The sequence below is a fragment of the Stutzerimonas stutzeri genome (assembly GCF_051028275.1).
In the GTDB taxonomy this organism is placed as follows: domain Bacteria; phylum Pseudomonadota; class Gammaproteobacteria; order Pseudomonadales; family Pseudomonadaceae; genus Stutzerimonas; species Stutzerimonas stutzeri_AS.
The window spans coordinates 3,035,389-3,054,978 of record NZ_CP069269.1; the positions used below are offsets into that span (position 1 = coordinate 3,035,389).

18 protein-coding genes and 1 tRNA gene are annotated in these 19,590 nt (G+C 57.4%); 7 read left to right on the forward strand and 12 right to left on the reverse strand.

Annotated elements, in window-relative coordinates:
* Positions 1–3 precede the first annotated feature (3 nt).
* Positions 4–327, forward strand: a complete 324-nt coding sequence (gene fdxA / locus JQR87_RS14020) for a ferredoxin FdxA (protein WP_407296063.1) — start codon at positions 4–6, stop codon at positions 325–327.
* 101 nt (positions 328–428) lie between these two features.
* Positions 429–1,648, forward strand: a protein-coding gene (locus JQR87_RS14025; protein WP_407296061.1) for an IS3 family transposase whose coding sequence is annotated in 2 segments (ribosomal slippage) — positions 429–777 and positions 777–1,648 — 1,221 coding nt in all. Because the reading frame shifts where the segments join, the coding sequence is not laid out codon by codon here.
* A 59-nt stretch (positions 1,649–1,707) separates the two neighbouring features.
* On the opposite strand, the gene JQR87_RS14030 is transcribed toward JQR87_RS14025, so the two are convergent.
* The 5 genes from JQR87_RS14030 to JQR87_RS14050 all read right to left on the reverse strand — a co-directional run bounded on the left by JQR87_RS14030 (position 1,708) and on the right by JQR87_RS14050 (position 5,908).
* Positions 1,708–1,899, reverse strand: a complete 192-nt coding sequence (locus JQR87_RS14030; RefSeq protein WP_046162061.1) for a CsbD family protein — start codon at positions 1,897–1,899, stop codon at positions 1,708–1,710.
* A gap of 94 nt (positions 1,900–1,993) precedes the next feature.
* Positions 1,994–2,986 (reverse strand): lysylphosphatidylglycerol synthase transmembrane domain-containing protein, encoded by a 993-nt coding sequence (locus JQR87_RS14035; protein WP_407296060.1) that lies wholly within the window; start codon positions 2,984–2,986, stop codon positions 1,994–1,996.
* The gene (locus tag JQR87_RS14040; protein ID WP_407296059.1) at positions 2,983–3,747 is read right to left on the reverse strand and encodes a DUF2334 domain-containing protein; all 765 of its coding nucleotides are present in this window, start codon (positions 3,745–3,747) and stop codon (positions 2,983–2,985) included. Before JQR87_RS14040 ends, JQR87_RS14035 begins: the two co-directional genes overlap by 4 nt.
* Positions 3,740–4,855, reverse strand: a complete 1,116-nt coding sequence (locus JQR87_RS14045) for a glycosyltransferase family 4 protein (RefSeq protein WP_407296057.1) — start codon at positions 4,853–4,855, stop codon at positions 3,740–3,742. Before JQR87_RS14045 ends, JQR87_RS14040 begins: the two co-directional genes overlap by 8 nt.
* A gap of 177 nt (positions 4,856–5,032) precedes the next feature.
* Positions 5,033–5,908 (reverse strand): YihY/virulence factor BrkB family protein, encoded by an 876-nt coding sequence (locus tag JQR87_RS14050; protein ID WP_407296054.1) that lies wholly within the window; start codon positions 5,906–5,908, stop codon positions 5,033–5,035.
* Positions 5,909–6,237: 329 nt separating this feature from the next.
* On the opposite strand from JQR87_RS14050, the gene JQR87_RS14055 reads away from it, so the two are divergent.
* Both JQR87_RS14055 and JQR87_RS14060 read left to right on the forward strand, forming a co-directional pair.
* A complete protein-coding gene (locus JQR87_RS14055; RefSeq protein ID WP_407296051.1) occupies positions 6,238–7,509 on the forward strand; it encodes an oligosaccharide flippase family protein in 1,272 nt (423 codons plus the stop codon).
* On the forward strand, positions 7,506–8,747 hold the full coding sequence (locus JQR87_RS14060; protein WP_407296049.1) for a polysaccharide pyruvyl transferase family protein: 1,242 nt from the start codon (positions 7,506–7,508) through the stop codon (positions 8,745–8,747). The genes JQR87_RS14055 and JQR87_RS14060 overlap by 4 nt, the downstream gene beginning before the upstream one ends.
* A 75-nt stretch (positions 8,748–8,822) precedes the next feature.
* Here JQR87_RS14060 and JQR87_RS14065 read toward each other — a convergent pair whose 3' ends face one another.
* From JQR87_RS14065 to JQR87_RS14090, 6 genes are all read right to left on the reverse strand, one after another.
* Positions 8,823–11,027 (reverse strand): OsmC domain/YcaO domain-containing protein, encoded by a 2,205-nt coding sequence (locus JQR87_RS14065; RefSeq protein ID WP_407296046.1) that lies wholly within the window; start codon positions 11,025–11,027, stop codon positions 8,823–8,825.
* A gap of 183 nt (positions 11,028–11,210) precedes the next feature.
* A tRNA-Thr gene (locus tag JQR87_RS14070) sits at positions 11,211–11,286 on the reverse strand.
* A 99-nt stretch (positions 11,287–11,385) separates the two neighbouring features.
* On the reverse strand, positions 11,386–12,204 hold the full coding sequence (locus JQR87_RS14075; protein WP_407296043.1) for a DUF3618 domain-containing protein: 819 nt from the start codon (positions 12,202–12,204) through the stop codon (positions 11,386–11,388).
* Positions 12,201–12,653, reverse strand: coding sequence for a phage holin family protein (locus JQR87_RS14080; protein ID WP_407296041.1), 453 nt, complete (start codon positions 12,651–12,653; stop codon positions 12,201–12,203). Before JQR87_RS14080 ends, JQR87_RS14075 begins: the two co-directional genes overlap by 4 nt.
* Complete coding sequence (locus tag JQR87_RS14085; RefSeq protein WP_407296039.1) at positions 12,650–13,324, reverse strand: hypothetical protein; 675 nt, start codon at positions 13,322–13,324, stop codon at positions 12,650–12,652. The genes JQR87_RS14080 and JQR87_RS14085 overlap by 4 nt, the downstream gene beginning before the upstream one ends.
* Positions 13,325–14,002: 678 nt before the next feature.
* Complete coding sequence (locus JQR87_RS14090) at positions 14,003–15,826, reverse strand: glycoside hydrolase family 5 protein (protein WP_407296036.1); 1,824 nt, start codon at positions 15,824–15,826, stop codon at positions 14,003–14,005.
* A 512-nt stretch (positions 15,827–16,338) separates the two neighbouring features.
* Between JQR87_RS14090 and JQR87_RS14095 the strand changes: the two genes are divergently transcribed.
* The 3 genes from JQR87_RS14095 (at position 16,339) to JQR87_RS14105 (ending at position 18,603) form a co-directional block, all read left to right on the forward strand.
* Entirely contained in the window at positions 16,339–16,554 is a 216-nt protein-coding gene (locus JQR87_RS14095; protein ID WP_407296034.1) for a DUF2945 domain-containing protein, read from the forward strand.
* Positions 16,551–17,123, forward strand: a complete 573-nt coding sequence (locus tag JQR87_RS14100; RefSeq protein WP_407296031.1) for a DUF488 domain-containing protein — start codon at positions 16,551–16,553, stop codon at positions 17,121–17,123. Before JQR87_RS14095 ends, JQR87_RS14100 begins: the two co-directional genes overlap by 4 nt.
* Before the next feature lie 175 nt (positions 17,124–17,298).
* Positions 17,299–18,603 carry an oligosaccharide flippase family protein gene (locus JQR87_RS14105; protein WP_407296029.1) on the forward strand — a complete coding sequence of 435 codons (1,305 nt, stop codon included), beginning with the start codon at positions 17,299–17,301 and terminating at the stop codon, positions 18,601–18,603.
* Positions 18,604–18,651: 48 nt separating this feature from the next.
* On the opposite strand, the gene JQR87_RS14110 is transcribed toward JQR87_RS14105, so the two are convergent.
* Positions 18,652–19,551, reverse strand: coding sequence for a WecB/TagA/CpsF family glycosyltransferase (locus JQR87_RS14110; protein WP_407296026.1), 900 nt, complete (start codon positions 19,549–19,551; stop codon positions 18,652–18,654).
* Between the last annotated feature and the right edge of the window lie 39 nt (positions 19,552–19,590).

The following is a 19,590-nucleotide window of genomic DNA, read 5'->3' on the forward strand; positions in this document are numbered from 1 at the left end:
GAAATGACCTTCGTCGTCACCGACAACTGCATCAAGTGCAAATACACCGACTGTGTTGAAGTCTGTCCGGTGGACTGCTTCTATGAAGGCCCGAACTTCCTGGTCATTCATCCGGACGAGTGCATCGACTGCGCGCTGTGCGAACCGGAATGCCCTGCGCAGGCTATCTTCTCCGAAGATGAAGTGCCCGATGAGCAGCAGGAGTACATCCAGCTGAACGCCGACCTGGCGGAAGTCTGGCCGAATATTACCGAGAAGAAAGACTCGCTGCCGGACGCCGAAGAATGGGACGGCGTGAAGGACAAGCTGCAGTATCTGGAGCGTTAAGCGCCAGACAAAAAAAAGCCCGCGCGATGCGGGCTTTTTTCATGGCACTGTCCCGTCCTAAATAAGGTTTACACCTTCTGCCTGCGAATTTGGAGAGTTCGATGGAGCAAGGTGTTAAGCGTACACAGCGTGATTATTCGCTGACCTTTAAATTGGCGGTGGTTGATCAGGTCGAAAAAGGCGAGCTGACCTACAAACAGGCTCAGCAGCGCTACGGCATTCAGGGCCGATCCACCGTTTTGGTATGGTTGCGTAAGCATGGTCGGCAGGATTGGAGCCAGGGGGCATCCATTCGAGCCGACAGGAGCCAAGCCGTGACCGATCCCAAAGACCTTACGCCTGAGCAACGTATCAAGGAGCTGGAGCAACAACTTCAGTTCACGAGTCAGAAGGCCCAGTTTTTCGAAGCCGTGGTCGATGTGCTGGAGAAGGATTACGGCGTCTCGATCGTAAAAAAGCGACCCGGCAAGTCCTCTCGCAAGAACAAATCCAAGGGCTGACCATCGTCAGGGCTTGCCAGTTTCTATCCATCAGTCGTCAGGCTTACTACAAGCGCAACCGTGTTGCTGATGAGCGTCATAGACAGGATGAGCAGGTCGCGCAATATGTTCAGCGCGTAAGGCTACGCCAAGCACGGATCGGTACGCGCAAGCTGCATTATCTTCTGCGCAGCCAGGCCAATGACCGCTTGAAAGTGGGGCGTGATCGGCTGTTCAGGATCTTGGCAGAGCGCCGGTTATTGATCCAGCCCAAGCGTGCCTATCACAAGACCACCCAGAGTTTTCATCGCTTTTATCGGCACCCAAACCTGCTCAAATCAGGGCCTGATCAGGTCAAGGCGAAAGCGCCCAACCACGTGTGGGTAGCGGATATCACATACCTGCCAGGTCGAAACGGCCCTCTGTATCTGAGCTTGGTCACTGATGCCTACTCACGAAAAATCGTCGGCTATCATGTCCATGAGGGCTTGCAAGCAGAATCAGTGGCGGTCGCGTTCCGGCAGGCATTGAAAGAGCGGCAGGGTAATCATGCACTCGTCCATCACTCCGACCGAGGAATACAGTATTGCTCGGCTCTCTACCAGGCGCTGCACAAGCGCCATGGTGTCCAGTGTTCGATGACAGATGGATACGACTGCTATCAGAACGCGCTTGCGGAGCGGGTGAATGGAGTTCTGAAGAACGAATTACTGTTAGCGAGTCCCGATGACCTGATACAGGCCCGATCGATGGTCAGCGAGGCCATCAGGATCTACAACACAGAGCGACCGCATTTGGCCCTGAAATACAAAACGCCCGATGCAGTGCATCGAGCGTTCTAGATAACGCAAATCTAGGCGAAACAGGTGTAAACCTATTTCAGGACTAGACACACAAGTGGTCAGGCGCGATCCACGCCCTTCTTCACTGTATCCTTGGCTTCGCCTTTGACCTGCTGAGCGTCGCCTTTGACTTCCTGGCGCTGGCCTTCGCCTTTCATGCGCTCGTTATCGGTTGCCTCGCCCAGACCCTGTTTGGCCTTGCCGGCGGCTTCGTTGAGGTTGCCTTTCATCTTGTCTTCAGTACTGCTCATGGCATGTTCCTCTCTGCTTCATGGGTTACGTCTTGTTGACCCGGCCGCTTCGGCAATAGTTTCCCTTATCCGAGGAAAGGTACGACGGGCTCGCTCAATTGCCCCGCGCTTTCGTCAGACGATTGATAAAGGGCCTGCCGGCAAGATGCAGGAACAGCGGCGCGCCGGCGATGAGATAGAAGTGGTACGTCACGAAGCGCCAGATCAGAATGGCCGCCGCCGCGGTGGATTTCCCTACCAATGGTGCCAGCAAGGCGGCCGAAGCCAGCTCGGCGCTGCCCGCACCGCCAGGCAGCAGGCTGAGCTGTCCGGCCGTCAGCGCCAGCAGCTGCACGATAAAGGTCCAGGCCCAGGCAAGCGAGCTGCCCAGGCCTAGCAGCGTCAGGTACAGCACGCTATAGCGCAGCAGCCAATGCAGCGTTGTGAGCAAGAACACCCCTAGCAGGATCGACCGTGGCAGCCGGAAACACTCGAGCAAGGCGTTGCGAAAACCCAACACCTTTCTGGCCCAGCTACGCTGACGAGAGCCCTTCACGCCCAACCGGCCAATCAACCAGCCGTTGAGTAGAAACACCTGTCGATGGAAGCGTCCAAGTAACGCCAGCACCACCATCAAGCCGATCAGTAACGCCGCACTGAAGCCAAGCAGGCTGGCGATATAGCTGTTGAGCGAGTGGGTGACCGCATAGATCAACACGCCGACCAACGCGCAGGCGAAAAACAGCAGGTCGGTAAGCTGCTCGACGGCATAGGTCGCGGTGCCCTTGGCGGGGGCGACCCCGTGGCGCAGCAGCAAGGCCATCATGGTCAACGGCCCACCCGCCCCACCGGGCGTAGCACAGATGGCGAATTCGGTGGCGATAACGATGCCCACCGCGCGGTGCTGCCCCAGCCGACGGCGACCAATGAGCAACCGCAGCCTTAGCGCATTCAAGTACCAGCCAACGACGATCATGCCCAGCATCGTCAGCAGCAAGACAGGGGAAAAACCTTTTAACCGTTCGAACAGTCCGCTGCCGCCCAGCAGGACCGGCACCAGCGCCGCCACCAGCAAAGCGCCGGCCAGCAACCACCAACGGCGATTCATGCCGCGGCGCTCGAAGCCAATATGTGGCGATCAAGCCAGCCTATTTTGGTCACCGGCTCGCGCCCGTCGGTGAGCAGCCGAGTCAACAGGCCCAGCCAGTACTGACGCGAGTACTCATGGCGCATATCCACCGGATGCAACCCGAGCCGCAATACCGGCGCTTGCCAATGTCGGCTGAGCATCCGCTCGCTGACCAACCGAGACATGCCGCGACGCCAGGCAGTGCGAGCACTCCAGACCAGCCCGGGCGCGTCGATGGCTGTGTAGTCAGGCAGCAAGAACAAGTGGCCCGGGTCACTGGTGTACGTCAGCCCAGTCGCAGCCAGTGCTTGCCTGGCTCCCGGCCCCAACAGCCAGGCAGGCGCCACGAAACCGTGCAACGGCCACTGGTTGCGCTCGAACAGCTCGATGCCACGTCGTAGACGCCTGGCCGATTCCTCTCGGCTCAGCGGATAGAACTCTCCTTCGTGGGTAAAGACGCGGCGCATGAACCAGTCGCGCGGCGTACGTGGCGAAGGCGCCTCGTCGGCGTGATAACAGCCATGCAGGATCAATTCATCGCCGCGAGCGAGCCGCCCCTCCAGCATACGTCGAAATGCTTCATGATCCTCAAGCCGGTTGCGGCGGTGAAAATCCGGCACAACGAGCCAGGAGATGGGGATGTTGCCAAGCGCATCCACAGCCTCGACGAATGAGCGGTAGTCTGGCCAGGTTTCCGGTGCCACGTCATGTAGCACCAGCATCAGGCTGCGCTCAGCCATTTACGGCAACTGGCAGTTCAACGGTGCCCAGCACGGCGTGATAGTGGGCCAGCAAGCCCGCCACGACCGCATCCCAGGCATGATGCGCCTCGACATGCTGGCGGGCTTGCGTACCGAGCAGCCTCGGATCATCCTCGAACAGCTCACGGACGGTTTGCGCCATGGCAGATGCATCCAACGGTCGACAGAGGCGACCGGTATGGAACGGCACCAGTTCAGGCAACGCACCGGCACGTGCCGCAATGACAGGTATGCCGCTGGCCATGGCTTCGAGCGCCACCAAGCCGAACGTCTCCTGATTTCCTGCATGCAGCAATACATCGCTGCTGGCCATGTAGCGCGCCACCTCCGAGGCCGGGCAAAAGCGATCAATCACCGACACGTTGGACGGTACGCGATGAGGCATGCTCGATCCTACCAGCAGCAGGTGGTAGGGCTCGCCCAGCTGCCGCGCCGTTTCCAGCAGTACGTCAAGGTTCTTTTCGCGGGAGCCTCGTCCGGCGAAGATCATCAATCTGGCATCGTCGGCGAGCCCCAACTCACTACGGATCTGCGGGTCACGCAGGCTCGGCCGAAAGGTCTCCAGATCGACGCCCAACGGCTGCACGAAAACATTGTCGACCCCCAGCGACGCCAACTTGTCCGCCATTACGCGGCTTGGCGCCAAGACACGATCGAAGCTGCTATATAACTTCGACACATAGCCATTCATGTTGGTGCCTAACCACCGGCCGATGCGGTTGCTGACCAGCAACGGCAGGTCTGAGTGATAGAAACCGATCACCGGCACGTCGAGTCGCCGGCCGGCATCCAACGCTGCCCAGGCGGTTATGTAAGGATCGCCCACCTCGATGACGTCCGGACGCAAGGTGCGCAGCTGGTTGCGCCAGGGGGCACGCCGGACAGGGAACCGATAACCCTTGCCAAACGGTAGCGCAGGTGCCGGTATCTGATAGATGCCGGCATTGCTGCTGTGGGTTTCACCCGGTACGAGAATGCTGTGGCGAACGCCCGCATACAGCTGCAGCCGCCGGTGTTTGGCCTCGAGATAGGTACGCACCCCACCACTGGCGGGTGCGTAGAACATGGTCATGTCAGCAATGTGCAAAGTGGAGCGTCTCCGTTAGGCCTCGATACAGAACCTCCGGAGCCGACTTCAGCCAGCCGTTTCAGCTAGCATCTGGAAGTGCCACAGCGGGTCGATATCCGAAAGATTCTGCAATGAAATCAATGGACCACCGACCCCGACGGTTGTTCGCAGCGGCATCTGCACTATTTGAGTGTGCTACCCGTCGACACGCTTGTCACCCTCATTCTTACCTTCTGCCGAAGCGTGTTCGATGACCGCGTTCATCTCGGCACCGAAAAGCAGAACCGCCGCTGAAATGTAGAAATAGAGCAGGAGAACAATGACCGCACCGATGCTGCCGTAAGTGGCGTCATAGTTGCCGAAGTTCTGCACATACAGGCCGAAGGCGACGGATGCGGCAATCCAGACGATTACAGCCAATACCGAGCCTGGCGTAATGAAGCGGAACTCCTGTTCCACATCGGGCGTAACGTAGTAGATCACCGCCAACATCAGCATCATCAATACCACCACGACCGGCCACCGCAGCCAAGTCCAGAGCGTGACGACAATATCTTTCAGGCCAACCTGATCGGCCAGCCACTCGATGACTTGTGGGCCGATACTCATCAGCGCCGCCGTTGCCAGCAGGATCAGCGCAAGGCCTATCGTGTATACAACCGATAGGAGAATTAGCTTCCAGGTCGGCCGACCCTCATCAACGTCGTAGGCCTTGTTCATCGCATTCATCAACGAGCGAACCCCGATCGAGGCCGACCACAACGCCACGAGGATACCGACCGACAGGAACCCCCCTTTCTTTTCCTGCAGCTCGTCGATTACAGGGTTAACCAAATTCAGGGCATCGGGAGGCAACACCAGTGATACCTGCTCACGAAGCCAGGTGAAAAACTCCTGCAGGTCGAGCAGACCAAGCAGCGAAATCAGAAACAGCAGAAAGGGAAACAACGAAAAAATGGCACGGTATGCCAACGCCGACGCGTAAGTGGTCATGTCGTCGTTGCTGAATTCCTTGAAGGTGCGTTTCAACAGCTCAAAGCTGCCGATGCCACGCGTGTTCAGCATTGCCATTTCCTCTATTCGCTCTGATTAAAGCCGAAGCCGTTAATGGTGGGACGGCCCTTGATGATGAGAGTTCGTCCCGCGTGACGAGCGAGGCGACTCAATCCGCTCTGGCCCGCATAGGCCGACCGGCTTAACCCACACAAGCATCTGACCGGAGGAACTTTCTGCCCTGTCTACGCTCTTGATGGAGTCGTCAATTCAGTCCGCCACTGACTGACGGCGTATGCATGGCTGCCAAATGCGAACCGCTTATTTGCGTGTTCAGCTTGCGCGGCAGTAGCAACCCGGACGCCAGCCTTGGCTTTTGTCGCGATTAGCGGCCGCAGGAGCACTGAATGAAATCGGCCTACGCCACGGATGCACCCCCGCCTGGGATGAAAGCCGACCTCGTCAAATACGCTCGACTCATCGTGACCAAAGGCAGCGGAGCCGGCGCTACGCTTGGCCTGAATATCCTCTTGGCGCGCCTGTTGGTGCCAGAGCTCGCTGGTACCGTGTTTTTCTGCGTGGCCCTGGGCATCTTTCTGTCACTGCTCGCACGGCTGGGCCTCGATATTGCCTGCCTGAAGAACATCTCTTCTTTGCAAGAAGGCCAGCAGCGCGCTTACTTCGACCGCGCCTTGTTACTCGCGGCCCTGATGAACATCCCCGCGTTCTTGATCGGCCTGACGGTGGTGTATTTTTCCAAGACCACACAAGCCCATTTCATTCACGCGGCCGCTCTGTTCGCTATTACTGCCCTTGGCCTGTCGCTGCTGAGCATCGCCAGCGAAACCTTGAAGGCCAAGCACAAAACCAGCGAAGGCCTGTTCTGGCAAACGGCCTTTCAGCCAGCACTGACGCTTTTGCTGGTAGCTGTAACCGGGAGCGATCTGACCAACGTCGTGGCCTGTTTTGTGTTCAGTTTCGCGCTCGCCATCGCAGGTTCAATCTGGCGCGCTCGCAGCAACCTGCCCCGCTCAAGATCTGAAGCCGCGCCAGGCTGGCGAGACATGCTCATCCTCTGTGTACCGCTAATGCTGATTGCGGTGATGAACAGCGTCATCGAGCTGTCCGACACGCTGCTGCTCGGTGTGCTGCGCTCGGCCAGTGAAGTCAGTATCTACTACATTGCGGCCAAGATCGCCGCGCTCTCGACCACTCTGCTATTCATCATCAACGGCACCATCGCGCCGGACATTTCCAAACGCTGGGCGCGAAATGATCATGCCGGCGCATTTGCCATCGTCCGCAAGTACTCGCGCTTCATGCTCGCGCTGGCGTTGATGATCCTGCTGGCCATCGGACTGCTACGCGAATACATCCTCGCCGTGTTCGGCCCCGAATACCGTGAGCAAGGCGTTTATCCGTTGCTGGTGCTCGCTATCGGTTATTTTTTCGTGCTTGCTGCAGGTCCGCTGGGCATCTTCATGACCATGACCGGCAATCATCGGCGTTACCTGCATAACAACATTGCGGCCTGCGTTATCAATGTTGTGCTCAACCTGATCCTCATTCCGCGCTTCGGCGTCAACGGCGCCTGCTTCGCAACCGCCGTAGCGCTCGCAATTAAAAACATCCTGCTTTACGTGCAGTTCAAGAACATCGAAAGGAGTCCGACGCTATGACTGACCGGGTAAACGTAATTGCTTACGGAGCCTATGACCGGCACAACTATGGCGATCTGCTCTTTGCAATCGTCCTCAAGCGTTACCTGGAAGCGAACGGTCGCTTTTCCGTGCTGATCGCGGCGACCAAGAAATCCAACCTTTCCAGTTACGGAGCGCTACCCACCATTCCGCTGAAGAAAGCCCTGAGCGCCACCCGTGAGCAGCCGAAAACGATGCTAATCGTGGCAGGTGGCGAATGCCTCACGGCGCAATGGGAAAGCATCATTGGCTACCTCGCACCGCAAGCAATCTACTACCCGATCAAGGCCAGCCCTTATCTCATTGGCCACAAGGCCTTCATTCGCTTGAGCCGTATGTTTACCTCGATTCCTTCCGATATTCCGCTGGTCCTGGGCGAGCGCGACCTGCCGGGCTACAAGGTGATGTACAACAGCGTGGGCGGAAACGAGATCAGCCGAAAGAAGCCGCTGATCCACGATGCCATCAAGCGAAACCTCAAAGATTGCACCTATGTGTCGGTGCGTGACCGGGAAACATCGGCGGAGCTGGACAAACTCGGCGTCGAACACAACCTGGTACCCGACAGCGCCATTCTGATATCCGATATCTTTGCGCAGCCCGCCGAGCCCGCCGAGCCCGGCCATATCGTTTTCCATATCTCCGATCACCACGCCAAGCGGCGCATCGAGGCGATCGCTCAGCAACTGACCGAACTCAACGTCAACACTGGTCTGAGGATCGCCTTGCTGACCATCGGCAAGGCGCCCGGGCACTCCGATGACGAACCGCTCGACAAGCTGCACAGCCTGCTAGGGGACGAGCGCGCCTACCGTGTCGACAGTGGAAATATCGATGACATCATCCGCTGCATCGCCACTAGCAAGCTGTATTGCGGCACCAGCCTGCACGGTGCGATAACCGCGCTAGCCTATGCCGTTCCGCAAATCGCGTTGCTGCCACAGCGGGTTATCAAGCTCTCGAGCTTTCTTGAAACCTGGGTTCCGAAGCAGTCGTGCGGTTTTGCAGAAGTCCCTCAGATCAGCCAGATCGGAACCAACCTGATCAATGCGTTTGGCGATACCCAACGAGCCGAACTACGCACTGTAGTCGAAGCCATGAAAGCCCGGGTGCGGGCTAACCTCGACCACATGATCGAACTCTACGACGCGGCACCCGTGCGCGGTGAGGCGACCAGCAACGAACAGCACAAGCCGGAACCCGTAGCAGCGAACTGAAACAGCCGCGCGACAACAACAATTGAGCCCGCTGCGATGCGGGCTCTATTGCCATCCCCTCGATCAGTCGATCAACTAGCGGGCCGTAGTCATCGCCTTGGCTCGAGCCGTGTGGAGCTTCTTGTAGCTGTCGACCAGCCTCTGGTGGCGATCGAGCCCTTCGAGTTTCATGCTGGTCGGCGTCAAGCCAAAGAAGCGCACGCTACCGTCCAACGAGCCGTTCACAGCGTCCATCCGAGCATCGCCAAACATCCTGCGGAAATTGGCCTCGTAGTCGTCAAGCTGCAGCTCTTCGTCCAGCTCCACTTCCAATACGACATTCAACGCCTGGTAAAACAAACCGCGCTCGACGGTGTTGTCGTTGAATTGCAGAAAGGCTTCAACCAGCTCTTTGGCTTCCTCGAATCGCTGCAGAGCGACATAGATCAGCAGCTTCAACTCGAGAATCGTCAGCTGACCCCAGGCTGTGTTGTCGTCGAACTCGATCCCGATCAAGGTGGTAATGTCGGTGTAGTCGTCCAGCTCGCTTTCTTCCAGACGCTCGACCAGGGCTTGCAAACGTGCATCGTCGAGACTGTGCACATTCAGGATATCGGCACGGAACAGCAACGCCTTGTTGGTGTTATCCCAGATCAGATCCTCCACCGGGTAGATTTCGGAATAGCCGGGCACGAGAATTCTGCACGCCGTAGCGCCCAAATCCTCGTAGATCGCCATGTAGACCTCTTTGCCCATTTCTTCGAGGATGCCGAACAAGGTCGCCGCCTCTTGAGCGTTGGCGTCTTCGCCTTCAGCGGTGAAATCCCATTCGACGAACTCATAGTCCGCCTTGGCGCTGAAGAAGCGCCACGACACCACACCGCTCGAATCGATGAAGTGTTCAACGAAGTTGTTCGGTTCGGTCACTGCGTTACTTTCGAAGGTCGGCTGAGGCAAATCGTTGAGCCCTTCGAAACTGCGACCCTGCAACAACTCCGTAAGGCTGCGCTCCAACGCAACTTCGAAGCTGGGGTGGGCGCCGAACGAGGCGAATACGCCGCCAGTACGCGGGTTCATCAGGGTCACGCACATCACCGGAAACTGCCCACCCAGCGATGCATCCTTGACCAGCACCGGGAAACCTTGTTCTTCCAGACCCTGGATACCCGCCACGATACCAGGAAATTTCGCTAGCACGTCTTGGGGGACATCCGGCAGCGCGATCTCCCCTTCAAGTATCTCCCGCTTCACCGCGCGCTCGAAGATTTCCGACAGGCATTGCACCTGAGCTTCAGCCAGCGTGTTGCCGGCGCTCATGCCATTGCTGAGGAACAGGTTTTCGATCAGGTTGGACGGGAAATACACCACCTCGCCATCCGACTGCCGCACGTAAGGCAAGGCGCAGATGCCTCGCTCGACATTGCCTGAGTTGGTGTCGTACAGGTGCGAGCCGCGTAAATCGCCATCGGCGTTGTAAATTTCAAGACAGTACTGATCAAGTATCTCTGCCGGCAGCGCGTCCTTACGGCCAGGCTTGAACCAGCGCTCGTTCGGGTAATGGACGAACTCGGCATTGGCGATGTCCTCACCCCAGAACTGATCGTTGTAGAAGAAATTACAATTGAGTCGCTCGATGAACTCGCCTAGCGCCGACGCCAGAGCGCTCTCTTTGGTAGCGCCTTTACCATTGGTGAAACACATCGGTGAATGCGCGTCACGGATATGCAATGACCAGACGTTAGGCACGATATTTCGCCACGAGGCAATCTCGATCTTCATTCCAAGATCGGCCAGGATTCCCGACATATTGGCAATCGTCTGCTCAAGCGGCAGATCCTTACCTGCAATGTAGGTGCTCGCTTCGGAGCCGGTGACAGGTAGCAGCAGCGCCTGGGCGTCAGCGTCCAGATTCTCGACCTCTTCGATGACGAACTCGGGGCCAGTCTGAACCACCTTCTTCACAGTGCAACGATCGATTGAACGCAAGATGCCCTGTCGGTCCTTGTCGGAAATATCAGCGGGCAATTCGACCTGGATCTTGAAAATCTGGTTGTAGCGATTATCTGGATCGACAATATTGTTCTGCGACAGCCGAATGTTATCGGTAGGTATATCGCGGGTCTGGCAATACAACTTCACGAAGTACGCTGCGCATAGCGCCGACGAAGCCAAGAAGTAATCGAAAGGGCCCGGTGCCGAACCGTCGCCCTTGTAACGAATAGGCTGATCGGCGACCACCGTGAAATCATCAAACTTGGCTTCAAGCCTGAGGTTGTCGAGAAAATTAACCTTGATTTCCATGCGGGATTTACCAGAGCGATACATTTAATCGCTATTATCCGGCTTCCGGGCAGGATGTCTTATTCTTTTCCAACCATTGTTCGCCAGTAATTCAGATTCCTGGGGTGTAGGCACGAGCTACCCAGCCGGTGGTTAGCTTCGGACAAATAAAAAGGCCCGCATAGCTGCAGGCCTTGATTTCATTGGTGCCGGTGAGAGGAGTCGAACCCCCGACCTTCGCATTACGAATGCGCTGCTCTACCTACTGAGCTACACCGGCGCCGTGCCGCGCATTATCGAATTTCGCCGGTGCGGACTCAAGCCCGCACCGGCGAAACGAACGCTATCGTCTGTGAAAACGATTAGGCGTGACGCTGCGTTACATTCCCGCCGAGGTCGTCCCGGTGGTACCCGTCGCACCAGCGTTCGAACGGTTGCCATCGCTGTTACTGACGTCCTGCTTGACGCGGCTCGCCACTTCCTCGCCCTTGGCAGAGGCCTTCTGATAGCCCTCCTCTGCCTTGTGACGAAGCTGGTCGGTCATGCGGTCGCTGGCCGCACCAAGCATCTCGTCTTCGCGACGGGATGGCGGCACCGATGCAGCAATCAGAGCGCCCAGTGCAATACCAATCGCACCGATGGCAAGAGGTTGCTCCTGCAGCAGTTGGCTGAACCCGCCACGCGCACGGTCCGCACCGTCACGAAGCCGAGCAGATGCCTGACGGCCCGAGTCGCTTGCACGGCTGCGCGCACTGCCCAAAGACTCGGATACGCTTTGCCCCATCTGGCTGGCCTTGTCCTTCATGCTGGCACCTTGTTGCTTGATACCAGACGCCTTGGCTGACAGCTTGTCGCCCATCGACGGGCCGCTAGAGCCGGTGGAACCAGTGCTGTAACCCGTGGTAGTGACATTCGAGTGAGGCTGGCGATTCTGCCCTGCCATCATCCAGATCAGCCCGACAGAAGTCAGTAGCGTCGGAACCGGATTGGCTTTTACCGTGTTGCTCAGGTTGCTGAAGAACTCTCCACTGCCACCTTTGACGTAGCCCAATGCCGTGTCAATCAGCTCACCGGGAGACAGCTTGTTTTCAAGCGCGTGAACAATGTTACCGATCTCGGTACGCGTCTGGTCGATCTCACGCTCGAGCTCGTCTGGATCCTTCTGCGCTTCGGCATCAATCTGAATACGTGTGCTCATGATGTGTGCCCCTTCACAGCTTCTTTATCCTTGTTGACCGAATGAATCGTGCGTTCTGGCTTGAACGAAGAAGCCTGGAACTTCTTCTTGCCGGACGACACCATGATCATCCCGATGACTACCACGACAGCACCGACGATCAGCGCGGCAAGCCAGGGCTCAACCACGTTGCTCAGCCCGTATACGGCGGACATCAACAGAACGATGAACCCGCCGAGAAGCACCGCACCACCAGTGGCGACACTGCCCGCACCCGCTTTGGTCGCGCGGATCGATTCGCTCATTTCCGCCTTCGCGAGAGCCAGCTCCTTGGTGATCAAGGATGGCACTTCATGGGTCAGCTGGCGCAGCAGACCACCTACCGAAGTATCGTTTTCAGCGCGGTGCCCGGGCTCCACTGTGGTATTGGCAGTAGATGTCGTGGTCGTTGTCTTACGTGCTTCACTCATGGGAAAAGTCCTCCGTCGGTACCTTTGCCGTCGCGGCTGGTCGTGGAACCCGTGCTGCTGGTGGTTGCACTTGAACCAATGCCCAACCCGTTGCTGGTATTGGCGCCAGTCCCGCTGGAGCTAGCGCCGAGGCCTGCACCAACGCCAGTTCCAGCACCCGTTCCGACGCCGGTAGAGGTTCCGCCGGCAGACCGGGTGCCGGTTGCAGACGAAACGCCCGCATTGCTGACGCTACCGATGGAGCCCGGCTCGCCAGTGCTGAGACGATCATTCAGCTCATGCTGGTCGGAGCTTTGATGGCCGCTGGAGCCGGTGACGGCGTTGGAGCCGCGCTGATGGCCATAATCACTTTGCGAAGCGCGTCTGCTTGAAGCACGCACAAAGCGAGTCAGACCAAAGCCCAATGCAATGCTGCCGGTAATGAACAACGCAGGATTGTTTCTCGCCATGCGATTCACGTCCTGGAACAGTTCATCAACGCTCTTGCCACGCAGGCTGTCGGAGAACTGCACCATGTTTTGCGCCATGTCGGACACATAGCTGGACAGCCCGAGACGGTCTTGCCCTTCGAGCTCTTGAGCTGCGGCTTTAGCGCTTTGGGCAACTTTCTCAATTTCATCGGCAGCGGTTTCCCGATAGCCTTCCAACTGAGTTCTACCCTGCGTCTTCACCTGATCAGCCGCTTGACGGGCTTTCGCCTTCGCGTCATCAGCGGCATGACTCGCTGTATTGGAGCCCGTGCTCGAGCTTTGAGACCCATTAGATGTATTGCCTCCACTCGAACCCATGCCCGAACTTGTCGAACCGGTGGAGTTGGAGCTTGTAGAGCTGGTTGCAGAATTGGGGCCGGTCTTTGGTTGGCCACCGTAACCAGTAATTTCATCGTCGGGTGTAGTCATTTGATTCACCTTTTATATGGCTTGGCCGGAAGACCACGGTCCGTAGGGACACAGCAGGAGCGGTGATCCGCGAACTGTGTATTTTCGGTGCGCACATATATGGTGACCGGGGGTAAATTTTTGAGTTCCATTCTTTTGAAACCGTGGCAAGTGCCCTTTGCAAGCTAATAAAAGCTCAGCGCGCATTCATCCCCTGTTAGTTTCGCCGATGGCACTTTGCTAAACATTTCACGCTATGCCGCATCACTACTGCTTTAAAGCGAAACGGCAAGTAGCAAGCGAAACGGCGATATCGGCAATCGCTGTATGTATCCCTGACTTCCAAACTCATCTCACGTTATATCCAGAGCGGAACCGCAGCCGACGAGCTGCATCGCTGTTGCGCCGGGCAAGAATCGTCAGGCAATAAAAAACGGGCCCTAGGGCCCGTTTTTTTTGTTGCAGTCGCCGTTACAGCGGACCGATGGTGGAGCATGTCTTCTTCGCAGCGGCATGCTTTTGCAGCGGAGCCAGCTGGGGACGATGCTTACCGCTCGACACGTCCAGCGCCATGATGTTCTCACCCCAGCGAGGACCGGCAGCCCAGTAGGTGCTCGGGATGCAGTTCGCGTTCAGGTAAGCCAGCAGATTGTCGGTAGCGACCACGGCAGACGGAGAGAAGTCTGGAATGCCATGCTCGCCAAGGAAGCCGCGCAGCTTGTTCGCTTTCAGCCACTCGACCCAAGGCTTGACCCGCTCGACACCTAGCATTGGCGCGAAGGTTTCAGCACGCTTGGTGTAGGTACCCGAGTAATCGAAGTCCAGGTACTGGTGTGCTTCGTACACCAGGTTGTTCTTCGGATCGCGCATCCACGGATCGTTGATCAGCGAGGTGTTGTACTTCTGCCAATGGAAGGCACTGGAATACCGGTCACCCGCGATCATGATCCACTTGGACGGATCGACTTTCCGGATCGCCTGTCCGGCGGCCTGAGCCGTCTGCGGCCAGAGGTTGTTACCCGTATTGTAGGGCTCGTTCATCAGGCCGTAGCCATACAACGCCGGATGCTTGGACACCGCTACTGCGATCTTGCGCCATGTCTCGGCAAACTGAGCACGCGGTACTTCCGGCGAGTTAATCACCTTCCCGTAGTAGCGATAGTAGTTGTGCATATCGAGAATGATCTTGATGCCATGCTTCTGTGCGTAATCAAGCGACTGCTTGATGCGGCCGAGCTCGGCTGTGTCCAGCTCAGTACCCAACTTAGGCTGAATACGCTCCCAGAGGAAGCCAAGGCGAACCAGCTTGAAGCCCAGCTCTGAGTGACGCTTGTAGTAGGACTCGTCAGCGTAGGTATAGCCCTTGTTATACACACCCGGAACAGTACCCGGATCGAATACACCCGAACCGAAGTTCACGCCAACCAGGTCGATACCGCTGCCGTCACTCACTACCGGAGTGGTAGGTGCCGGAGTCGGAGCTGGCGCTGGGCTCGGAGCCAGAGTCGGAGCGGGAGCAATGGCCGCTGGCGGCGTAGTTGTACCAGCGTTGCTGGACACAACACTAATGGTCTTCGGATAGCCAACGCTGGCAGCGGAAAGCTTCGAACCACTGAGCATGACGGAAAGATGCGCGCCTACGTCATAGACAGCCGCAACTTTACGTACCTGGCCATCGGCCAACTGAACCGACGCGCCGACAGCGAACGCAGCTTTGTTGGCACCGGTGTCAGGGATCGAGAAACCGGCCGCCTTGCGGTAGATGCCATTTTCCCAATCAGCGTTGGAGAAACTGTTCATCGACGCGGTGTAGGTGTTGCTCGGCGCACTAGGCGCCGGGGCTGCCGGGGCGGTTGTGACCGGAGCTGCAGGCGCTGGAGCGCTCGGCGCCGCGGCTGATGCAGCAACAGTGCTGACAGTGCGTGGCGCACCGACTTTGCTGCCATCCAACAGGCCGCCATCTACATAGATGCTGAGGTTGGTTCCAACCTTGTAGACCCGGGAAATCTTGCGTACCTGGCCGTCAGCGAATTTGATCTGAACGCCCGGCTTGAATGCGGCGATGGAGCCCGAGGTCGCCGGGACGGACAACGCAGCGGTACGACGCCAGACACCATTAAGGAAATCGGTGCTGTTGAACTTGTTGATATTGGAGGTAAAGACAGCGGTAGAAGCGGCAGTAGTTGCAGCAGCGGCAGTCACTTCACCAGTGAAAGTAACAGCGCTGAAAACTGCTGCGAGTGCGATAGAACGAACGAGTGCCTTGGGGGCGCCCATAAATACATTAGTAGACATTCAGTCTCTCCGGAACTTAATACTTCAAAAGGCCGAAGCCTTTAAAAAAGTGGCGGGAGTTGTAATTAAGTCGTACAGGCGCTTGGGGCAGATGCATCACTCGCGCAACCGAACGAACCGCGTTGCAACGACAGCCGGATCACCAGTGGTAGAACCCGGCAATCCGTTGCGTGGCGTCTTTATAATAGGTTTCAGAAGCGATTCAAAATTTATTTGACGGTTTTAGATCGCCAACTCTACGTCACAATTTTGACCGGCCATTAATCCGCTATTATCGTATGGCTTAGTGCCAGTATCGCTAATAGGGTTTAATCCGCTTTATTTCGTTTGGCTCAAGACAAGAACAGCGTCATTTTTTTGGAACTCGCTCCCGATGACGCTGAAAACAGCTATTAAGTGAGCCGACGAACGGTAGGCGTAAGGAAGGCCTGATTCCGGTCGCTGATAGGGTGGGAAGCAGCGCTTCCTTCCGTGAACGACTTAGCCAGCCAGAAAAAATGAGGAGGCGAGCAATGGCCGGAGACCGGTTCGAGGTGGGTGACCATGTGCGCTGGAATTCGGAAGCCGGGCATGTCACCGGGCGTATCGTTAAGGTGCATACCCGAGACACCGACTATAAAGGGCATCCACGGCATGCGAGCGCTGAAGACCCTCAGTACGAAATCAAGAGCGACAGGACCGATCACGTGGCGATGCACAAGGGCAGCGCATTGAGCCGGGCGAGATGAGCACACCCCAACCTCGACAGATCTGGACAATCGGTCACTCAACCCGCACAGCGGAGTCTTTTATCGCCTTGCTGGAGCATTACGGCATCCAGGCCATTGCTGATGTGAGGCGCTTTCCCGGATCACGACGACTGCCACAGTTCATGTCGGCGAGCCTCGAAGCCTCACTGGCCAGACACCGAATCGCCTATACGTGGATAGAGGCGCTTGGTGGTAGGCGCCGCGCCCCGCCAGAGCCCAATACCAGCGCGTGGCGCAACACGTCCTTTCGAGGTTATGCCGAGCACCTGAAAACCGATGAATTCGCCGTCGGGCTGCGGCAACTCTTGAACCTTGCGAGCGAACGGCCGACAGCGATGATGTGCGCCGAGGTGCTCTGGTGGCGGTGTCATCGCTCGATGGTATCGGATGTACTGAAGCTACGCGGGATAGAGGTCCTACATATACAAGACGAAACACGTGTAACGCCGCATCCCTACACGTCACCGGCAGGTTTGCTGGGCGACGAGCTCAGCTATGACCAGAACGTCGAACACCTGCTGAAAACCTCCGCCCCCGGCAGCGGCTGAGCGCCTGGTCGTTGAATCTGCATACAGTTGGGGACGCCTCAGAAACTAATTTCTCTTAGCGATTTCTGATAACCGCTGGCATCAACTGCATGCCTACAAGCCGTTCGCAGGATGAGAATCCGCGCAAAGACCCAGGCTCGCTCGGGCAGCTCGCGCACAAGGAGAGGTGTCATGAATGCATAGCCTTCTGACCTGCAAGCTACAGGCAGCCCGACAACGCCTCGCTGGGGATGCCTCGGCTAAAGTATTCAAGGGCATGGCCACCCTGGCGGTTGGCAACGGGCTGGCCAGGATCGTAGGCCTTGCGGCAATCCCGGTCCTGACCCGAATCTATAGCCCGGAGCACTTCGGCGTTTTGTCGGTATTCACCGCCCTTCTGCTGATGCTCACTCCGCTCATGACGCTGCGCTATGAGCTCGCCGTTCCGCTGCCCAGCCGGGACGGCAGTGCCATAACGTTGATGACCGTAGCTGCGGCTTTCATAGTTGTAGCGACCGCCCTATTAAGCGTCCTGTTGTGGTTTGCAGGGCCGCCGCTGTTGACGATGATTTCGATGGACGCGCTGATTCCGTATCGCTGGATACTGATGGTCGGGCTGACAAGTGCGGGGCTCTACGAGGTATTTCTGATCTGGGCAGTGCGGCGGCGCGCCTACGCTTCCGTTGCGGGCACGCAGCTACGCCAGAGCGCTGCAGGCTCGATTGCCAAGATTTCGCTGGGACTGCTAGGTATCCAGCCGCTCGGTCTACTCGCGGGGCAGGTGCTGGGCGCTGGTGCGGGCACAATTCATCTGGCTCGACTGCTGCTAACGGACCTCAAGCGTCATTGGCACCAGGTCACGCTTGTCAGAGCCTGGATCTTGCTCCGGCACTATCGAAGCTTTCCAACCTATCGTTTGCCCTCGCAGCTGTTGCAGATATTTTCCAGCCAGGCGCCACTCCTGTTGACCGCTGCCTTCTATGGCCCGGACACCACAGGTCAATTAGGGTTAGCGATGATGACGCTGGCTTTGCCAATGAATCTGCTCGGGCATTCGACCAGTAAGGCCTATTACGCCGAAATTGCCACCATTGGGCGCAAGCGCCCGGCGGAGATCCGCGTGCTGACCTATGCGGTGATTAGAAGACTGCTGGTGCTCGCCCTTGCACCCACGCTGTTGCTACTACTGTTCGGCGAGCGAATTTTTGCACTGGCGTTTGGAGCTGAATGGGCATTAGCAGGTGTTATGGCCTCGCTGTTGGCAATTTATCTGATGTTCCAGTTCATGCACGCCCCGGCGTCTCATCTCCTGTCGGTGTTTCAGGGTCAGCGCCTACTGCTGATGCTCAACATCCAGCGGGCTCTGATCACTGTGGCATGTTTCGCCAGCGGCGAACTGCTCGGGCTGCAGATCACTCCAGTCGTCTCGATCTATGCCCTGACGCTCGCGGCTCATTACCTGTTCAGCCTGGTGATGACGTTGCGTGTCATACCGCGATAGGCGGTCGCCTCTGCCGCAGTCTTGCGTGGCCTTGCGGCAGCGGGCTCCTCAGGGTTCGCGCTTGAGTACGTTCCAGCTGCCCTCACGGCGTGCACTGGATAATGCATTGCGACCTAGATAGAAGAAGAACAACGGTATCCCAACGGCGTATCGCTTGAAGAGCCTGCGGGGCTCGATAAGCATGCGAAACGCCCATTCAAGGCCTAGCCGGCGGAAGACCAATGGGGCACGCGGAAAGCGCTGTGCTGAGAAATCCAGAATGGCACCGCCGCATATCAACAACGCGCGGGTATCCATCGCTTTTTGCAGGTGCAAAGCCACGCGCTCTTGCTTGGGCATCCCCATGGCCAGCACAACGATCGGGTAGCGCCCAGCAACGTGATGCTGCTGATAAAACGCTAGGTAATCCTCTGGCGACTTGAAGCCATCAATGGCGAAGAAATGCCTGTCGCCGAAGAGTTTGCGCGCACCGTCGCTGAGCCAGGGCTCCCGGGTACCCATGGCAAACAGCTCGTAGCGGTCCTCCGAGTCTCCAACTAGCGCTTCGATCAGCTCTGGGATGAAGTCCGACCCGTTGAGGTTAGCCTTTGGATCGCGGCCGTTGAACGAACAAGCGATCTTGATGCCGATCCCATCGCGCAGCAGGTAGTTCACCTGCAGGAAGCTATCCAGTACGACGGGCTGACGCTGCGCGATGTTATAGCCGTGTTGATTCAAGAAACCGAGAATCGTCGGAGATTCGCGTTTCTTCAGCTCTGAAATAAAAGGGCCAGTTTCAGCGTCTTCCAGTAGTTTTAGCTTCCCTATCAAAGGATCCATCCTTTTGGTGAGGGGCTTTTTCATAAATAGATACTCTGTCTGTAACTTGTGAAAGTTGTTGAGGCTAAGCAGCATCCCCGGTCGGCCTGAACCGCCGGATGGAAAGATTCGTCTGGCGAAACTGAACAATGCCTGCCTTCGTCGGACAAACGAAGCAGCCGCAGAAGC